Below are 16276 nucleotides of genomic sequence, written 5' to 3'. Positions count from 1 at the left end.
TGTTCGCCCTCTCCTTGGTCGATGTCCCCGAGCCTAGACGCCGGGGGACATCGTCCGAGCAGGAGGCCGTGATGCTCGCGTTGCCGCGTCGGCAGCCCTTACCGGCCGAGTGGGGCGGTGCTGCCGGTGTTCCAGCGGATCGCGGCCGCGCCCGCGTAATCGCCCGCGTGGGCGAATCCGCCCAGCACCACGAGGTCGCCCTCCTCGACCCGTCCTGAACGGATGGCGTGGTCGAGGGTGATGGGGATCGCCGCGCCGAACAGGTTGCCGCAGCTGTCGAAGGTGTCGGGGTGGCGGTGCGGCGGCAGCCGCAGTTGCTCGCGCCAGTTGCGCAGGAACGTGCGGTTGGGCTGGTTGGTCACCAGCAGGTCGATCTCGCCGGTGGTGACCCCGAGCCCACGGCACAGCTCGGTGACCACCTCCGGCACCAGGCGGTTGCCGCGTTCGAGGACCTTGGCGGTGGTGGCCTCGGTGAAGCCGATCCGCAGCTGGGACTCCCCCGGCTCCCAGTACTTGCGACCGTCATCGAGGACGGCCTTCATGTCGCCGCCGTGGCCGGCGATGTGACGAGTGATCAGATGCAGGACGGGAGAGCCCTCCGATGTGGTGACGTACCCCACCCCGCAGCCGTCCCCGGGGATCGCGGCCTGGGCGAGCCGGCGCACGTCGGGCTGGGTGAACAGCTGGCCGGCGGCGCTCTGCGCGTTGCAGATCAGCGCGGTCCTGGCGTCGGTGGTGGTGAGGATCTGCCGGGCCAGTTCGAGCATGTGGACGAAGGAGGCGCACCCGGCGTTGGCCACGTCGATCAGCCACTGCGGTTTCAGTCCCAGCCGGCGTGCCACCTCGGTCCCGGCGCCCACGAAGGGCGAGTCCGGAAGCTGACTGTGCATCAGCAGGACGTCCACGGAGCGGATCTCGGCTGCCCCGTGCCGCTCGATCAGGGACGCGACCGCGCGCTCGACCATGTCGACGTTGGTCTCGCCCGCGGCCACGTGGTGGCGCATCGGGGGAATCCTGAACATGGGGTTGTCGCGGAGCCTGTCCTCCGCGCCGGGGTACTCGGTGTAGAACTCGGCGGGGACCGGCTCGCCGGGAAGGTAGCCGGCGACGTCGGTGAGGCTGACCGTGGTCACCGCACCACCGCCGTGGTGGGGGAGGAGCAGACCGGCAGGCCGTTGCGGTGGCGGTGTTCCAGGATCGCCTTGAGGTTGCCCATCTCCACCGTGTGGCCGGCGTAGAAGAGGTCCCAGTAGTCGCCCACCCACGGGCGGTCGGCCCGCGGGGCCAGGCCGGGGTGGGGGTTGGCGTCGTAGTACGGGTGCCGGCAGTTGGTCCAGGTGATCACGGAGCCGGGCTTGCCGAGCACCGACCGGGCAGGCAGGACGCGCATCAGGTACACCATCCAGAGCTCGTCGCCCTGGTCCCAGGAGCAGTGGAAGTCCACCGTCATGGCCTCGGCGTTGGTCTCCACCCTGCAGAAGATCCGGGTCTGCTCCTCCAGGCGGTCGTCACCGACCCAGAGCCCCGGGGTCCCGGTGGGGCCGAAGTTCCGCAGGCTGTACGTCCATTCCTCCAGGTGGTGGCCCTGCCTCAGGTACTCGTACGCCTGCTCCGGCGGGCAGGCGACGTATTCCTGGATCGTGCAGTACTTCCCGTAGACCTCGCCGTGTGGGTAGGCGGGCCGGGTCAGTTCCGCGCAGCGGGCCGTCAGCTGCTCCAGGTCGGTGTTCTCGACCCTCGTGAGGCCGGGAATGTCAGCCAACACGGACTGGTCCGCGCTCATGGGAGGTCTCCTCGTTCTGGGCCGGCTCCCGGCCGGCGATGTTCAGGAAGGGAAGGAACGGCGGTATCTCGGCAGGATCGAAATCCAGCGTGACGAAGGCGGGACCGTTGCTCGTGTTGCTCCGCAGCAGTGCCCGGCGCAGCTGTGCACCGTCCTCGGCCCGGGTCACGTCCAGGCCGGGGAACATGCCGGCCATGCCCCTGGCGATGTCCGCCGGGCGGAACAGGTTGCCGGGGTGCACGGCCCCGAGGAACAGGTGCTCACGAGTGGCGCACATGGCGTGGGCGTTGTTGTTGAAGATCACGAAGGTGACGGGCGCGGCGTGCTCGACCGCGGTGTGGACCTCCATGCCGTGCATGAAGAACGCGCCGTCACCGGCGATCACGTACGTGCGCTGCCCGGTGGCCAGCGCCGCGCCGATCCCGGCACCGAAGGTGTAGCCCATGCCGCCCATGCCGACCGCCACCACGAAGCGGCCCTCGCGCGGCGCGGGGAGCAGGTGGATCGCGCTGGCCCCGGCGTTTCCGGCGTCCACGAAGACGTGTGCGTCCGTGGGCAGCGCGGCCTCGACCGAGGCCACGGCCGCGGCATAGGAACCCGCCGCGGGGTGGGAACCGGCCGGGGCCTGCGGGGTCGGCAGAGGGGAGGGGCCGGCATGTGCGGGGGCCGGGTGCCGGCCGGGAGCGAGCCGGGCGGCGAGCGCGTGCAGGGTGTCCCGCAGGTCGCCGCGCAGGGAGGTCCCGGGCACGAACGGTGCCTCTGGATCGATGCAGATCACCGGCGTCCCGGCCAGCGCCTGCTCCAGGCCGCCGCGGGCGAGGGCCGGCAGCCGGGTGCCCACCAGCAGGCAGGCGTCGGCCCGGCGAAGGCACTCTGCCACGTTCGCATGACCCATCACCCCGGCCACCCCGGCGAACCGGGCGTCCCGGTTGTCGAACACGTCCTTGGCGTCCGGGGTGACGGCCACCCAGGCACCGAGCCGGCCTGCCACGTCGGCCAGCTCGGCCCGGGCGTCGGCCGAGGCCACGCCCTCACCGGCGATGACCAGGACGCGTTGTGCGCGGCGAAGGACGTCCACCGTGGGGCCCGGGAGGTGGGGTTCCGTACGGACCGGCGGGGCGGCCGGCAGCGGCTCCCGGAGCTCCACCGGTGCCCGCTGCACGTCCTTGGGCAGCAGGAGCACGACCGGGCCCTTGGGATCGGTCTGGGCCACCGCGACCGCCCGGGACAGCAGCTCCGGGAACGAGTCCGGGTCGTCGACCCGGGCGCAGTACCGGCTCACGGGGGTGAACAGCTCCCGGGCGTCGATGGAACCCGCCCTGCCGCTGGAGTCCTGGAACGCTCCGAAACCCTCCTGCTCGGTGGGCGGTTGTCCCACGATTGCCAGCATCGGCACCCGCGAGGCGTACGCCTCCGCCAGCCCCGGCACCAGATTCACCGCTCCACCGCCCGAGGTCACGGCGACGACGCCGAGGCGCCCGGTGGCCCGGGCCTGGCCGTCCGCCATGGTGGCGGCGGAGAACTCGTGCTTGGCCACGACGGTGCGGATCACGTCGCCGGAGGCGTGCAGGGCGTCGTAGAGATCCTCGATGTTCGCGCCGCCGACACCGAACACGTGCCTGACGCCGGACTCGGCCAGCTCCCTCGCGAGGTGGTCGACGAGCCGGACCACGGCGGTCATGCGGAGCTCCTGTCGGACGGGCCCGGCCCGACGATGCGGCCGGCCGGCGAGGCGGTCTGGAAGCGTTGGCGGTATTCCTTCGGGGTCAGTTCCAGGGCTCGGCCGAAGGAGCGGAAGAACGTCTCGGGGGCCGGGAAGCCGCAGCGCCGGGCGATCTGGGTGACCGGGAGATCGGTGGACTCCAGAAGCTTGCGGGCCCGGGCGATGCGCATCTGGTCGATGTACTGGCCCGGGGGTGTCCCCACCTCGCGCCGGAACACCCGGGCGAAGTTCCGCACGCTCATGTTGGCGCGCTCGGCGATCTCGGGCACGGGCAGTGGCTGTTCGAGGTGCGAGAGAATCCACTCCTGCGCGGCGCGGATCGGCGCGCGATCGGCGAGTTGCGCCTCCAGGACCGTGCTGAACTGCGACTGCCCGCCGTTGCGCTTGAAGAACAGGACCAGGAACCGCGCCACGTCCAGCGCGAAGGCCGCACCGTGGTCGGCCTCCACCAGGGACAGGGCCATGTCTATCCCGGTGGACACTCCGGCCGAGGTGACGAAGGAGCCGTCCCAGACGAAGATCGGCTCGCGGTCCACCGTCACGTCCGGGTACCGCTGGGCCATCTCCTCGCAGAAGGCCCAGTGGGTCGTGGCGCGCCTCCCCGTGAGAAGGCCGGCCTCGGCGAGCAGGAACGCCCCGCCGCACACCGAGGTGACCCGGCGCGCCCGAGCCGCCGCCCGGCGGATCCAGGCGACCAACTCCCGGTCCGCCAAGGCCTCCTTGAGGCTCCATCCGCCCGGGACGAGGAGGGTGTCGATCGGGCCGTCCCCCGTGGCGAGCGGCTCGGCCGCGATCACCATGCCCGAGCAGGTCCGCACGAGCGGTGTGTCGGGGGAGACGAACTCGATCCGATACCGGACACCCGCCTCGGGGAGCATGCGGTTCACGGTGTCGAACACCTCGATCGGACCCGCTATGTCCAGTGCCTGTGCACCGGGATAGACCAACACCACAACTCGTCGCTGATGCACAGTCACAGCCTGTATCCGGAGCGGAACGGCGGCAATGACGGTCTACTGACGAATTCGGCCATGGGTCCGTCGCCGGGGGCTACGGACCGGCACTGACCAGCTCTGTTCGCGGAGAACGACGGTCCGGTGTGAAGTGGCTCACGGTGAGGGTGGGTCGACAGGAGCCGCAGCCGCATTCGCGCGGGCACATCCGCAGCTCGTCGGCCTCCGAACCGAGCCGGACGGGGAGCCGTTGCGGACGGGAGATCGTGGTGGACGTCCCCGGTCCAGCCGGGTCACCGCCAGCAACGTCTCCCTCCGCTCCCGAACACCGCTCACCGGGGTCGGCCGGGTGCCCGCTCGGGGCGGCGGATGCGCAGAGCAAGTGCCGGGCACTGGTTCACGGCCCGGCGGGCGCCGTGTTCCTGCCAGGGGGCGACGGGGACGGTGGTCGACGCGGGATAGCCGTGCGGGCCGAGCCGGACGAGGCCGGGAGCCAGTACGCCGCACAGCCCGTGCCCGGCGCAGCGGGACCAGTCCACCTCCAGGCGTGCGCTCTCGTCGCGGGGGAGCGGCAGCACGCCGAGGACCGGCCTCCCGCACCCGGCGCCGGCGACGTGGGCCTCGACGTCCCGGGTGAAGACGTCGAGCGCGCTCAGCACGAAGCGGGCCGTGCCGTCGGGGTGCGAGCAGGCGCCGCCACCCTGCGCGCCACCGAGGGCGCGCCGGACATCGTCCAGGACCGCGGGCCCGCCGGCGCCCGCGGCCAGCACGGCGAGCGCTTCGGCGGCGTCGGGCAGCCCGCTCCTGCACGGCCCGCACTGCCCGGCCGACTCGCCCGCCAGCCAGGCCGCGACCCGGGTGATCTCGCCGAGCGGGCACGTGTCAGCAGGGAGTGCGACGATCGCACCGGCGCCGAGGGTGCCGCCGACCTCGGCGAGACCCGTGCGGGAGAGGGCCGCCCCGGCGGCGTCCGCCGGGGCCAGCCAGGCACCGTGATAGCCGCCCACCAGCACGCCGTCGCCCGGCCGCAGCCCACACGCGTCCAGTACGTCTCCCAGCCCCGTTCCGAAGGGGGCCTCGACCACGAGAGGACCCGCCGCGGGGCGGTTGACCGTCAGCAGGACAGTGCCCGGCTCGGCGGCGGTGCCGACGGCGGCGTAGGCCTCGGGGCCGAGCCGGGCGGCCACGGCGAGCTGAGCCCAGGTCTCGGCGTTGGAGAGCAGCGTCGGGCGCCGCCGAACGCCTCCCGTTCCGCCCTCGGCCGCGCGGGTCTTCACCGCGGCGGGTTGTACCGGAAGCCCGTTGACCCCGCGGATCAGTGCGCCGGACTCCCCGGAGACGAAGCGCTCGGGAAGACGTACGGTCCGGGCCGGGCACGGCAGGTCGCGCTCGTCGAGGGCGGCGGGGATCGAGACCTCACCGGGGCTGCCGGCGGCGACGCCGATCACGATCTCCTCGGCCCCGAAGGCGGCTGCGGCGAGGCAGGCGCCGTCGAGCACGAGGTGCGGCGCTCGCGCGAGCAGCATCCTGTCCTTGGCGCTCGGGGGCTCGCCCTCCGCGCCGTTCACCACGATGACAGGACGGGTTCCGGTTCGGCCGGCGGCGGCGACCGCGGCGCGGGCCTTGCGGGCGAAGGGGAAACCCGCGCCGCCGCGTCCGCGGAGATCGACGCGCTCGGCCAGGTCCAGCACGTCGTCCCGGGTGGGCCGGGGCAGGGGAGGGTGGACGCGGGTGTGGGCGGCGAGGTCGAGGCGTTGGAAGCGGTCCAGCCCAGCGGTCAGCCGGGCCCGCCCCATGTGGCGCACCTGCGGCAGGTCGATCCGGGCGCTCACAGGCCACCACCGGGCCGGGCCAGCCCCAGATGCCTGGGTGCTGTTGGTGCGGCGTGCCGCGGCTGGCGCGGCACCGTGCCGCTCCGGGCCGCCACGCCTGCCGTTGCCGGGGGCCTGCCCCGGACAGCCGCCAGATCGCCACCGTGCGGTGCCGACGGTGCGGAGAGGGCGATCAGCCCGGCCGGGAGCGGTGCGCCGGCCCGGTGAGCCTTCGAGCGGCGTCGGTCCCGGGTGACGGTCCGGCGGCGTCCCAGCCAGGCGAGGATTCGGACCAGCAGAGCGAGGGCGACCAGCGCCGCACACAGGCCGTATCCCCACAGGACCCAGGCGTGCGCCGCGCGTCCGGCGGTCAGACCGTGGGCCAGCGCGATCGGCCAGCAGGCGTATGCGCCCGCATGCATCACCCGCCAGAGCCAGGCGTGCCGACTCCCCGCGAAGCGCCCGCGGACCGCGCCCGTCGCCGCGACCAGGACGAGCAGGTCGGCTGCGACGGTTCCCAGGCTCACCGCGACGGCGGTGCCGCCGGTGAAAGGGACGACCGTGCCCTGCGGGCCGGCGTGGCGTTCGGCGACCTTGACAGCGATGTGGACGGCCAGGAACCCGAGCGCCGCGACGGCGGTTGCCCGGTGCACCGACTGGACGGCCACCCTCAACCGGGGCGTCAGGACCAGGCGGTCCGTGGCGACCAGCCCGCATACGACCGCCGCGGTCACCGAGACCAGGGTGAAGACCCCGGCGAAGTAGTCCAGGAAGGTCATGACGCGGCCGGCCACAGCGGCCGGCGCGCCGCCGACCGCGGCGGCCCCCAGAAGGGCAGGTCCGGACATCTGAGTACCTTCTTCCGTGGGTTCGGGTCAGCCGGCAGGGAGTGGGCCGACAGCGGTGTCGGATCGGCTGTACCCGCCTCGAAGCCACATCGGGGAGCGCGCACCCGGCTGTGGGGCGGGTGGCACGGCTTGACCCGCTCCATTCTTAGCGGGGCCCGAACCGGGGACAAAGGTTGCCGAATACGACACCGGGCCGTAGGACGGCCCCGTCGCACGGGGTCTGTCCGCAGCCCGAGCAGGGGGACGTGCCTACGGCCGGCCGTAGTAGGTACCTGGAGTGACGTAACCGGGCTCACGCTCCGAAGCCGCAGGCGGCAATGGATCGTAGTCGAATGACCTCGCTCGGTCGGTCACCGACCGTGCCTGCCGACGGCGACCCGGGATCCGGCCGGCCCGGAGGACAGGTGCCCACGGCGCCGTCCCGCGGCGGTGTCGGCTGGACCAGGCCGCGAACCGCCGCGTTCACAGCCCTCCGGGCGGTTCCGCTCCCGGTCTGTCTGTACTGACCCCGCCGGGAGCGGGGGGCCGGTGCCAGTCGGTCGGGCCGCTCGGCGGGAGGTGGCGGGGCAGGCCTTCCGTCCATCGTTTGGTGCCGTCGGGCAGGACGGCGAGGGCTTCGACGCCGGGTTGCCGGGCTACCCAGGAGAGGGCCCGGTCCGGGCCCATGGCGAACGCCGCGGTGGTCCAGGCGTCGATGCGGGCGATGCCGGTGCCCGGGCCGGCGACCAGGGTCAGCGAGGCCAGGCCGGTCGCGGGGCGCCCGGTGTGCGGGTCCAGGATGTGCGGGCCGCGCTCGGCGGTGCCGGAGGTGGCCACTGCGAGACCGCTGCCGCCCAGAACGGCGGTGAGCCGGCCGGCCCGCAGGGGGTGGGCGACACCGATCCGCCACGGGCCGCCGGCGGTCTGCACGTCCCCGCCGCCGCTGACGCAGAACTCCCGGGATCCGGCGGCGTGGAGCGTCCGTGCCGCCTCCTCGACCGCCCAGCCCTTGACCCAGCCGCTGGGGTCGAGGCGGCCGCCGGGCCGGTCGGTGAAGTAGCCGTCGGTCTCCGCGGCGACCGCGCGGCAGGCCGCGTGCACCTCGCGGACCTCCGGGGCGCAGCCGTCCGGCCCGAGTTCGCCGCGGTCGAGGCGGCTGATGTCGCTGTCCGCCCGGTAGGTGGAGAAGACCGCGTCGATGCGGTGCAGCCGGTCGGTGATGTCCCGGAACACCGCAGGGGTGTCCGGGCCGGGGTCGCGGACGGCGATCGAGAAGACGGTGCCCATGACGGGTTCGGTGTGGCGGAGCACGGCAGCTCAGCGCCCGGCCTGGTCGAGGGCGCTCTGCAGCGAGCGGATGTAGCCCTGGCTGGTGAAGGTCGCGCCGCTGACCACGTCGATCCCGGCGCTCTGGGCGGCTATCGCCTCCTGGTTGAGCAGCGGTAGGGCAGAGCTGTTGATCTCCCGGTCGCGACGGTCCTCCGTCGGGTACTTGATCACGTCGACGGTGGTGATCCGGCTGCCGGAGAGGGTGATCCGGACCTGCACCGGCCCGTAGCGGGTGCTCGCCGCGCTACCGGTGACCTTCCGCGTCCCGCCCGTGCCGGTCGCCGCCGATGAGGGCGCCGTCCCGCCGGTCGATCCTGTGGCGCCCACGGACGGCGAGGCCGCGTCCGACGGCCCGGCGGCGGCGCCGGACGCGTCGCTCCCGCCCGAGCTGATGACCGCCGACGGGCCGGCGGCCTGGTGTGGTTTGAGGGAGAGCAGCAGGATGATTCCCGCCGTGGTGGCGGCGCTGCTGACGACGGCTCGGCGCATGGAAGGTGCTCCTCGGGAGATCAGAAGGTGAAGGACTCGCGGTGGATGCGGCCCCGCCGTACCCCGGCCGCCCGCAGCGAACGCACGGCCTCCTCGGCCATGGCCTCCGGGCCGCACAGGTAGACCTCGTGGTCGGCGAGGCCGGGGAGCAGCCGGGCGAGGGCCGTCCCGAGGTCGCCGACCTGTGCCCTCGACCCGACCAGCTCGTACGCCCGACCGCCGCGCCGACGGGCGACCTCCGCCAGTTCCTCCCGGAAGAGGAGGTCCTCCGGGCGCCCGGCCCGCTGAACCAGGGTCACCTCGCCCGGCATCGTCTCGAACAGGGCCCGCAGCGGGGTGATCCCCACGCCCGCCCCGATCAGCAGCACGCGGCGGCGTCGCTGCACGCGTGCCGTGAAGGCCCCGTACGGGCCCTCGGCGCGGACGCGGGTGCCCGGGCGCAGCGAGGCCACCGCTGCACTGTGTCCGCCGAGCTCCTTGACGGTGAAGCGCAGGAAGTGCGGGTGCGGCGGTGCGGACAGCGAGTACGGGTTGGCGGCCCAGCGCAGGCCGGGCGCGTCGAACTGCAGCCGGAAGAACTGTCCGGGCTCGGCCCGCAGCTCGTCGAGCCGATGCCCACGCAGGAAGAGGGACACCACGCCTGCGCCTTCGGGCCGGACCTCGGCGACCGTGAGCTGATGGCGGCGGTCGCGCAGCCACGGCCGCACCAGTCGGTACCAGCCGAGCAGGCCCGCGGTGCCCAGGTAGAGGGCGCACCAGGCGGCCCGGGCCGGGCCCCCGCCGAGGTCGGCGCCGGTGGCCAGCTGATGGCCGAAGGCCAGGGCCACCGCCAGGTACGTCGCCAGGTGCAGGTAGTACCACGTCTCGTAGGAGAGCCGGCGGCGGGCCGCCCGGGCGGACACCGCGCCGGTGCCCAGCATCAGGAGCGTGGCCAGAGTGGCCTTGAGCATCTCGGGGAAGTGGAACACGATCTCCACGCCCTCGCCGAGCACACCGCGGCCGTCCGTGAGGGCGTACCCCCAGACGATCGTGAGCACGTGCGCGGTCACCATGGCTACCAGCCATCGGCCGCCGAAGGCGTGCCAGCGGGCCAGGCGGTCGGCGCCGACCTCCCGTTCCAGCGGCGGGAGCCGGGCCACCAGCAGGAGCAGCACGGGTGCCGCGTACCCGGCGAGCAGGCCGGAGATCCGGCCTGCACCCTCCAGCCAGCCGGCCGCACCGGTGACCGCGGTCGTGTTCGTCCACCACAGTGCGACGACACCGAGCGCGCCGGCGACGATCAGGCCGAGGGCGGCGGCCGGTGCGGCGGCGGACGGACGGCGTGGTGCCGCCCGGTGTATCGGGCTCGCGGAGCGCGGCGGGGCGACGCCGGCCATCGGGATCTCCTTCCTGTCGGCGGCGGTGGCCACCGGGGTGATCACGATGGCACCGCAAGCTCTCAGTTGCCTCTGAACCCGCACCGGCGCCCCGCCCGTCCGAGCGGCATCGGCGCAGCTCGGAGGCTGTTCCGCCGGATCACCCGGCAGATCCGATCTCATGGCTTTCTCACCGTTGCGTGACCAGAATGAACGCCGACGACAGCGCATGCCGAGGGAGCACCATGGACGACACCGCCGAGACGCGAGCCTGGCGAATCCTCGTGGTGGACGATGAACCCGATCTGGTCGAGGTGGTCTGTGGTGCGGTCCGCTACGAGGGCTGGCAGGCCCTGGGCGAGACCACCGGCCTGGCAGCCGTGCGGACCGCGGCGTCCTGGCGGCCGCACGCCATCGTGCTCGACATGATGCTCCCGGACCTCGACGGCATGGAGGTGCTGCGCCGCGTCCACGAGGACCAACCCCAGGTCCGGGTGCTCTTCCTCACCGCCCGGGACGCCGTCGAGGACCGCATCGCGGGCATCGCCGCCGGCGGCGACGACTACGTGACCAAACCGTTCAGCCTGGCCGAGGTCGTCGTCCGGCTGCGCGGGCTGCTCCGCCGCACCGCACCGGCGGGGGCGGCGCTTCCCCCGCCCGCGCACGCGCTGGTGCTCGGGGATCTCGTCCTCGACGAGCAGGCTCGTGAGGTGACCCGGGGCGGCGACACCATCGACCTGAGCCCCACCGAGTACGCGCTTCTTGCCCATCTGATGCACCATCCGCGGCAGGTGCTGAGCAAGGCCCAGATCCTGGACGCCGTCTGGTCCTACGACTTCGGGGGGCAGGCACACGTGGTCGAGCTGTACATCAGCTACCTGCGCAAGAAGGTGGACGCGGGCCGGGCGCCGATGATCCACACCGTGCGCGGGGCCGGCTATCTGATCAAGGCGGCCGCGTGATCGGCGGCCTGCGCGGCCGGGCGGCCCGGCTGGTGCCGAGGACACTGCGGGCCCGGCTGATCGCCGGGCTGCTGGTGCTCCTGGTGGTGACCTGCGCCGCCGTCGGGCTCGCCACCACGGCGGCGCTGCGCCACTTCCTGGTGGACCGGCTCGACCAGCAGCTCGCCGATGCCGGCGGGCGGTACGCGGCCAGCCTGGAGCACGCCGGACAGGGCGGCGACACCCGTGCCCAGGCGCCCGGCACTTTCGGAGCCCGGCTCCTGAACGGCCGGGTGACCGCGGCCGCCGTGGTCGACGGCGACGCCGACGATGCGGACGACCCCAACGACGATGACCGGGTGGCGCTGTCACCGGCCGGGCAGCGTGCTCTCGCCGCCCTCCCGGTCGGCGGGCCGGCCCGCACCGTCGACCTGGGCGGTTCCACCGGCCCCTACCGGGTGCGCGCCGTCGCCGGCCGGGACGGTGACCTCCTGGTCAGCGGATTGCCCCTGCAGCAGGTCGAGGACACCGTCGACCGGCTGGCGACGCTGGAGGTCACGGTGTTCGCCTTGGCGGCCGCCGGGGCGGGAGTCGCGGGTGCGCTCTGGGTCCGCTGGTCGCTGCGCCCGCTGGACCGGGTGGCGAGCACGGCCGAGCAGGTCAGCGCCCTGCCGCTCGCCAGCGGCGCCGTCACCCTCGCCGAACGGGTCCCGGACGACGATCCGCGCACGGAGGTCGGCCGGGTCGGTACGGCCCTCAACCGGATGCTTGATCACGTGGGGGCAGCCCTGGCCCGTCGGCACGCCGTGGAGGAACGGCTGCGGGCGTTCGCCGCTGACGCCAGCCACGAACTGCGCACCCCCGTGGCAGCGGTCCGCGGGCATGCGGAACTCGCGTTGCGCCACCCCGGTGCCGTGCCCGGGCCGGTGCGTCACTCACTGGAACGGATCAGCGCGGAAGCGGACCGGATGGGCGCCATCGTCGAGGACCTGCTGCTGCTCGCCCGGCTGGACGCAGGCCGGCCGCTGGCCGACGAGGAGGTCGACCTGACCAGGATCGCGCTGGACGCGCTGGCGGACGCCCGAGCCGCCGGACCGGAGCACCGCTGGCGTCTGGCCCTGCCCGAGGAACCCGTTCTGGTTCGCGGGGACACGCACCGGCTGAGCCAGGTGGTGGCCAATCTGCTGGCGAACGCCCACACCCACACCCCGCCCGGTGCCGAGGTCGAGCTCGGTCTGGAGCGGTTCGGGGACCAGGTCCGGATGACGGTCACCGACAACGGCCCGGGTATCCCGCCCGAGCTGGCCGACCGGGTGTTCGAGCGTTTCGTCCGGGGCGACCGGGCCCGCTCGCGCACGACGGGATCGACCGGCCTCGGCCTGTCGATCGTGCGGGCCGTGGTCCGAGCACACGGCGGTGAGGTGGAGGTGACGAGTCGTCCGGGGCGCACCGTGTTCGCCGTGCGGCTCTCGGCCGCGCCTCGGACGTGACCGGCGGGCGGTGGATCGCCCGGCCGTCGGTGGCTCAGGTGGTGGCCGACGCCGGGTCTCCCAGGTAGCGGCGGCCGGCTATCTGCTCGAAGATCAGGTTGGTCCGGGTCTGTGCGACCGCCGGGTGGGTGGTCAGGTTGTCCACGACGAAGTCGCGCAGGCCCTCGGGGCCGGCGACGCCGACGTGGAGCAGGTAGTCGTCGGACCCCGCCATGTGGAACACGGCAAGGACGCCGGGCAGGTCGGGGGCGGTGCTGCGGAAGCTCTCGTTCTGCTCACGGGTGTGGGCCCGGAGCCGGACGGAGATCATCGCCTGCAGCGGCAGGCCGATCGCGGCGGGGTCGACGTCCGCCCGGAACCCGCGGATGATCCCGCGCTCCTGCAGTGCGCGCACCCGGGCCAGGCAGGTGGAGGGGGCGATGCCCACCGCCTCGGCGAGCGCGTTGTTCGGCATGCGGGCGTTGTCGGCAAGGGTGCGCATGATCGCCCGGTCCACGTCGTCGATGGGCGCCCTCCGGGCCTGCGGATTATTCGGCATGCGGGGCATGATTCCAGCTGATCCCGCCGATTCGCAAGACATTTCGCGGCCATACCGAATGATGTTCGGAAGATCTTCCGCTCGGCTCCGCGAAGTTCCATCCTGGCCGCGGGCGGCGAACGCCCCTCCGCCGCTCCCCGCCCGTGGACCGGCCCGCACCGACCCCGGAGTGCCGCGTCCATGAGCCCCACCGCCACCTTCGCCACCATCGCCGCCGAGACGGCCGAGACGGCCGGGACAGATGCGACCGCCGTGACCGCTGCGGCCGCCGCGACCGCCGGCACCGTCGTCGACCCGGGGGCGGAGCTGGACGGCCGCGACTTCGAGCTCCCCGCGAGCGGGTTGGACGACGACCGGCGGCTGCGCGCCCTCGACACGGTGGACGAGTACCTGTCGAGGAAGCGCCGGCACCTGGTGGGCTACCAGGCCACGCAGGACATGCAGGGCTGCGCGCTGGACCTGGCCCGGTTCATGCCGAACAACATCAACAACCTCGGCGACCCGTTCCAGAGCGGCGGCTACAAGCCGAACACCAAGGTCGTCGAGCGCGCGGTGCTCGACTACTACGCGGCACTGTGGAACGCCGAGCGGCCGCACGACCCCGCCGACCCCGAGTCGTACTGGGGCTACATGCTGTCCATGGGCTCGACCGAGGGCAACATGTACGCGCTCTGGAACGCCCGGGACTACCTGAGCGGCAAGGCGCTGATCCAGCCGCCGGCGGCCCCGTTCGACGCCCTGCGGTACGTCCAGGCCGCACCCGACCGGCACAACCCCAATGCCCACCGCCCGGTGGCGTTCTACTCCGAGGACACCCACTACTCCTTCGCCAAGGCGGTGCGGGTGCTCGGCGTGGAGACCTTCCACGCGGTCGGCGTGGAGAAGTACGCGGACGAGTGCCCGCTGGTCGACCCCGACACGGGCCGCCGTGAGTGGCCCACCGAGGTGCCCTCCCGCCCCGGCCCCTCGGGCCGGTCCTGGGACGGCCCGGGCGAGATCGACATCGACGCCCTCGCGGTGCTGGTCGAGTTCTTCGCCGCGAACGGGCACCCGGTCTTCGTCAACCTCAACCTCGGCAGCACCTTCAAGGGGGCCCACGACGACGTCCGGAAGGTCTGCGAGCGCCTGCTGCCGATCTTCGAGCGGCACGGTCTGATCCAGCGCCAGGTGACCTACGGCACGGACCCGCGGACCGGTGAGCCGCTGGTCGACCTGCGCCGGGGTTTCTGGATCCACGTGGACGGCGCCCTCGGCGCCGGCTACGCGCCGTTCCTGAGAATGGCCTCCCAGGACCCGGCGTACGGCTGGACCCCCGAAGTGGAGCTGCCCGAATACGACTTCGGCCTCAGGCTGCCCACCACGGAGTTCGGCGACCTCGACATGGTCTCCTCCATCGCCATGAGCGGCCACAAGTGGCCCGGTGCGCCGTGGCCCTGCGGCATCTACATGACGAAGGTCAAGTACCAGATCTCGCCCCCGTCCCAGCCGGACTACATAGGCGCGCCGGACACCACCTTCGCGGGCTCCAGGAACGGGTTCTCCCCGCTGGTCATCTGGGACCACCTGTCCCGGCACTCCTACCAGGACCAGGTGGACCGGATCCGCAGCGCCCAGGAGCTGGCCGGCTACCTGGAGCGGCGCCTGAGGGTCATGGAGCAGGAGACGGGCGTCGAGCTCTGGCCGGCCCGCACCCCGGGCGCGGTCACGGTGCGCTTCCGCAAGCCCAGCCCCGAGCTGGTGGCGAAGTGGTCGTTGTCATCCCAGGACGTGCTGATGGTCCCGGGCGACGAGTCCACCCGCCGCAGCTACGTGCACGTCTTCCTGATGCCCTCGGTCGACCGCGCGAAGCTGGACGCCCTGTTGGCCGAGCTGGCCGAGGACCCCGCCCTGCGCGCGTAGGTCCCCGGTCAGCTCCGGCGCGCCCGGCCGTGGTCGGTCACGCCGGCCCGGCGGAGCTCACCCGGTCGACAGCTCCGCCACCAGCCGCGTCGTCAGCGGCACCCGGATGCCGTGCCGTTCGGCCGCCCGCAGCAGGGCTCCGCCGATCGCGTCGAGCTCCAGCGGGCGGCCCGCCTCGGCGTCGCGCTGCATGGACGACCTGCTGTCGGCCGGGAACGTGTCATACCGCGCCAGGACGTCGGCGACCGCCGTCCGGCCTCCGCAGGCCCGGCTGACCGCCACGGTTTCCTCCACCAGGGCCGTCAGCTCGTGCCGCCGCTCGGACCGGATGGCGCCGACGGGCAGCCGGTGGCGGGTGGTGAGCAGGGCGAAGGGGGCCAGGAACGCGAGCTTCCCCCAGAGGACTCGGTCCTCGTCCGGCATGACGCGGGTCGTCACCCGTGCACCCTCCAACAGTGCGGCGAGCGGCGCCATCGGCTCCGGCCGGCCGGCCAGGTCGATCTCGACGAACGGGCTGCCGTGGTCGATGACGCCCGGCGCGGTGCGGGTCGATTCCACGCGGACCACGGCGGGGACGACGCGCTCGCCCCCGTAGCGTGCCCGGAGGGCCTGCGTGTGCTCGACGCCGTTGAGCAGGGGCACCACCACGCCGTTCGCCAGCCACTGCGGCGGGAGGCGGTCGAGTGCGGCGTCGAGTGCCGTGTTCTTGACCGTCACCAGGCACAGGTCGACGGGCTCGCGCAGGATGTCGTCGGCCTCCACCGCCGCCGTGAACTCGCCGAACTGCCTGCTGCGGACGCGGATGCCGTCCCGGCGCAGCGGGCCGGCGGTCTCCTCGCGGGCGAGGCAGATCACGCGGTGCCCCGCACGGGAGAGCAGTGCGGCGAGCAGGCCGCCGACGCCTCCGGGGCCGAGCACGGCGATGGTCGGACGGGTCGGGAAGGGGGCGGATTCGATGGTGCGCTGTCCGGATCCGGACATGGCTGGGTTCCTCTCAGCTTGCGGGTCGACACCCGGAATGGGTTGTCGCCCTGGGCCCTGCGTGATCATCTCCGCGGGTCCGCGGCCGAGTCAATGCCCTCGGGGGCGTCCGCCACGCGTCGTCCGTCCGCACCGCGCCGGACTCCGTCGGCTTCCT

At 73.3% G+C, this 16276-nt stretch carries 14 protein-coding genes; 3 read left to right on the top strand and 11 right to left on the bottom strand.

Translation table 11 applies throughout. The annotated features are described in order from the left end of the window. Positions 1-98 precede the first annotated feature (98 nt). The 9 genes from OG286_RS05565 to OG286_RS05525 all read right to left on the bottom strand — a co-directional run bounded on the left by OG286_RS05565 (position 99) and on the right by OG286_RS05525 (position 10291). The gene (locus OG286_RS05565) at positions 99-1133 is read right to left on the bottom strand and encodes a 3-oxoacyl-ACP synthase III family protein (protein WP_396323300.1); all 1035 of its coding nucleotides are present in this window, start codon (positions 1131-1133) and stop codon (positions 99-101) included. Next, entirely contained in the window at positions 1130-1783 is a 654-nt protein-coding gene (locus OG286_RS05560) for an SRPBCC family protein (protein WP_396323301.1), read from the bottom strand. The genes OG286_RS05565 and OG286_RS05560 overlap by 4 nt, the downstream gene beginning before the upstream one ends. After that, positions 1755-3464 (bottom strand): thiamine pyrophosphate-binding protein, encoded by a 1710-nt coding sequence (locus OG286_RS05555; protein WP_405364803.1) that lies wholly within the window; start codon positions 3462-3464, stop codon positions 1755-1757. Before OG286_RS05555 ends, OG286_RS05560 begins: the two co-directional genes overlap by 29 nt. Next, positions 3461-4477, bottom strand: a complete 1017-nt coding sequence (locus OG286_RS05550) for a GlxA family transcriptional regulator (RefSeq protein ID WP_405362885.1) — start codon at positions 4475-4477, stop codon at positions 3461-3463. Before OG286_RS05550 ends, OG286_RS05555 begins: the two co-directional genes overlap by 4 nt. 314 nt (positions 4478-4791) lie before the next feature. Continuing rightward, positions 4792-6291, bottom strand: coding sequence for an NADH-ubiquinone oxidoreductase-F iron-sulfur binding region domain-containing protein (locus tag OG286_RS05545; RefSeq protein WP_396323304.1), 1500 nt, complete (start codon positions 6289-6291; stop codon positions 4792-4794). Next, positions 6288-7118, bottom strand: coding sequence for a hypothetical protein (locus OG286_RS05540; protein WP_405364801.1), 831 nt, complete (start codon positions 7116-7118; stop codon positions 6288-6290). Before OG286_RS05540 ends, OG286_RS05545 begins: the two co-directional genes overlap by 4 nt. Before the next feature lie 462 nt (positions 7119-7580). Then, complete coding sequence (locus tag OG286_RS05535) at positions 7581-8384, bottom strand: FAD:protein FMN transferase (protein ID WP_396323450.1); 804 nt, start codon at positions 8382-8384, stop codon at positions 7581-7583. Positions 8385-8414: 30 nt separating this feature from the next. Continuing rightward, positions 8415-8915, bottom strand: coding sequence for an FMN-binding protein (locus OG286_RS05530; protein WP_396323306.1), 501 nt, complete (start codon positions 8913-8915; stop codon positions 8415-8417). A gap of 20 nt (positions 8916-8935) precedes the next feature. Beyond that, positions 8936-10291, bottom strand: a complete 1356-nt coding sequence (locus tag OG286_RS05525; protein WP_396323451.1) for a ferric reductase-like transmembrane domain-containing protein — start codon at positions 10289-10291, stop codon at positions 8936-8938. 224 nt (positions 10292-10515) lie between these two features. Here OG286_RS05525 and OG286_RS05520 point away from each other — a divergent pair, with 224 nt between their 5' ends. Beyond that, entirely contained in the window at positions 10516-11232 is a 717-nt protein-coding gene (locus tag OG286_RS05520; protein WP_396323307.1) for a response regulator transcription factor, read from the top strand. Further along, a complete protein-coding gene (locus OG286_RS05515; RefSeq protein ID WP_396323308.1) occupies positions 11229-12701 on the top strand; it encodes a sensor histidine kinase in 1473 nt (490 codons plus the stop codon). Before OG286_RS05520 ends, OG286_RS05515 begins: the two co-directional genes overlap by 4 nt. A 34-nt stretch (positions 12702-12735) precedes the next feature. Here OG286_RS05515 and OG286_RS05510 read toward each other — a convergent pair whose 3' ends face one another. After that, positions 12736-13239 (bottom strand): Lrp/AsnC family transcriptional regulator, encoded by a 504-nt coding sequence (locus tag OG286_RS05510; RefSeq protein WP_396323309.1) that lies wholly within the window; start codon positions 13237-13239, stop codon positions 12736-12738. A 180-nt stretch (positions 13240-13419) separates the two neighbouring features. On the opposite strand from OG286_RS05510, the gene OG286_RS05505 reads away from it, so the two are divergent. Continuing rightward, positions 13420-15138 carry a histidine decarboxylase gene (locus tag OG286_RS05505; protein ID WP_396323310.1) on the top strand — a complete coding sequence of 573 codons (1719 nt, stop codon included), beginning with the start codon at positions 13420-13422 and terminating at the stop codon, positions 15136-15138. 57 nt (positions 15139-15195) lie between these two features. On the opposite strand, the gene OG286_RS05500 is transcribed toward OG286_RS05505, so the two are convergent. After that, the gene (locus OG286_RS05500; protein ID WP_396323311.1) at positions 15196-16119 is read right to left on the bottom strand and encodes a ketopantoate reductase family protein; all 924 of its coding nucleotides are present in this window, start codon (positions 16117-16119) and stop codon (positions 15196-15198) included. Between the last annotated feature and the right edge of the window lie 157 nt (positions 16120-16276).

Origin of the sequence: Kitasatospora sp. NBC_00039 (assembly GCF_045160625.1) — a bacterium.
GTDB lineage: Bacteria > Actinomycetota > Actinomycetes > Streptomycetales > Streptomycetaceae > Kitasatospora.
Note: the sequence above shows the minus strand (reverse complement) of the source record. Positions and strands in the feature narration are given on the sequence as shown.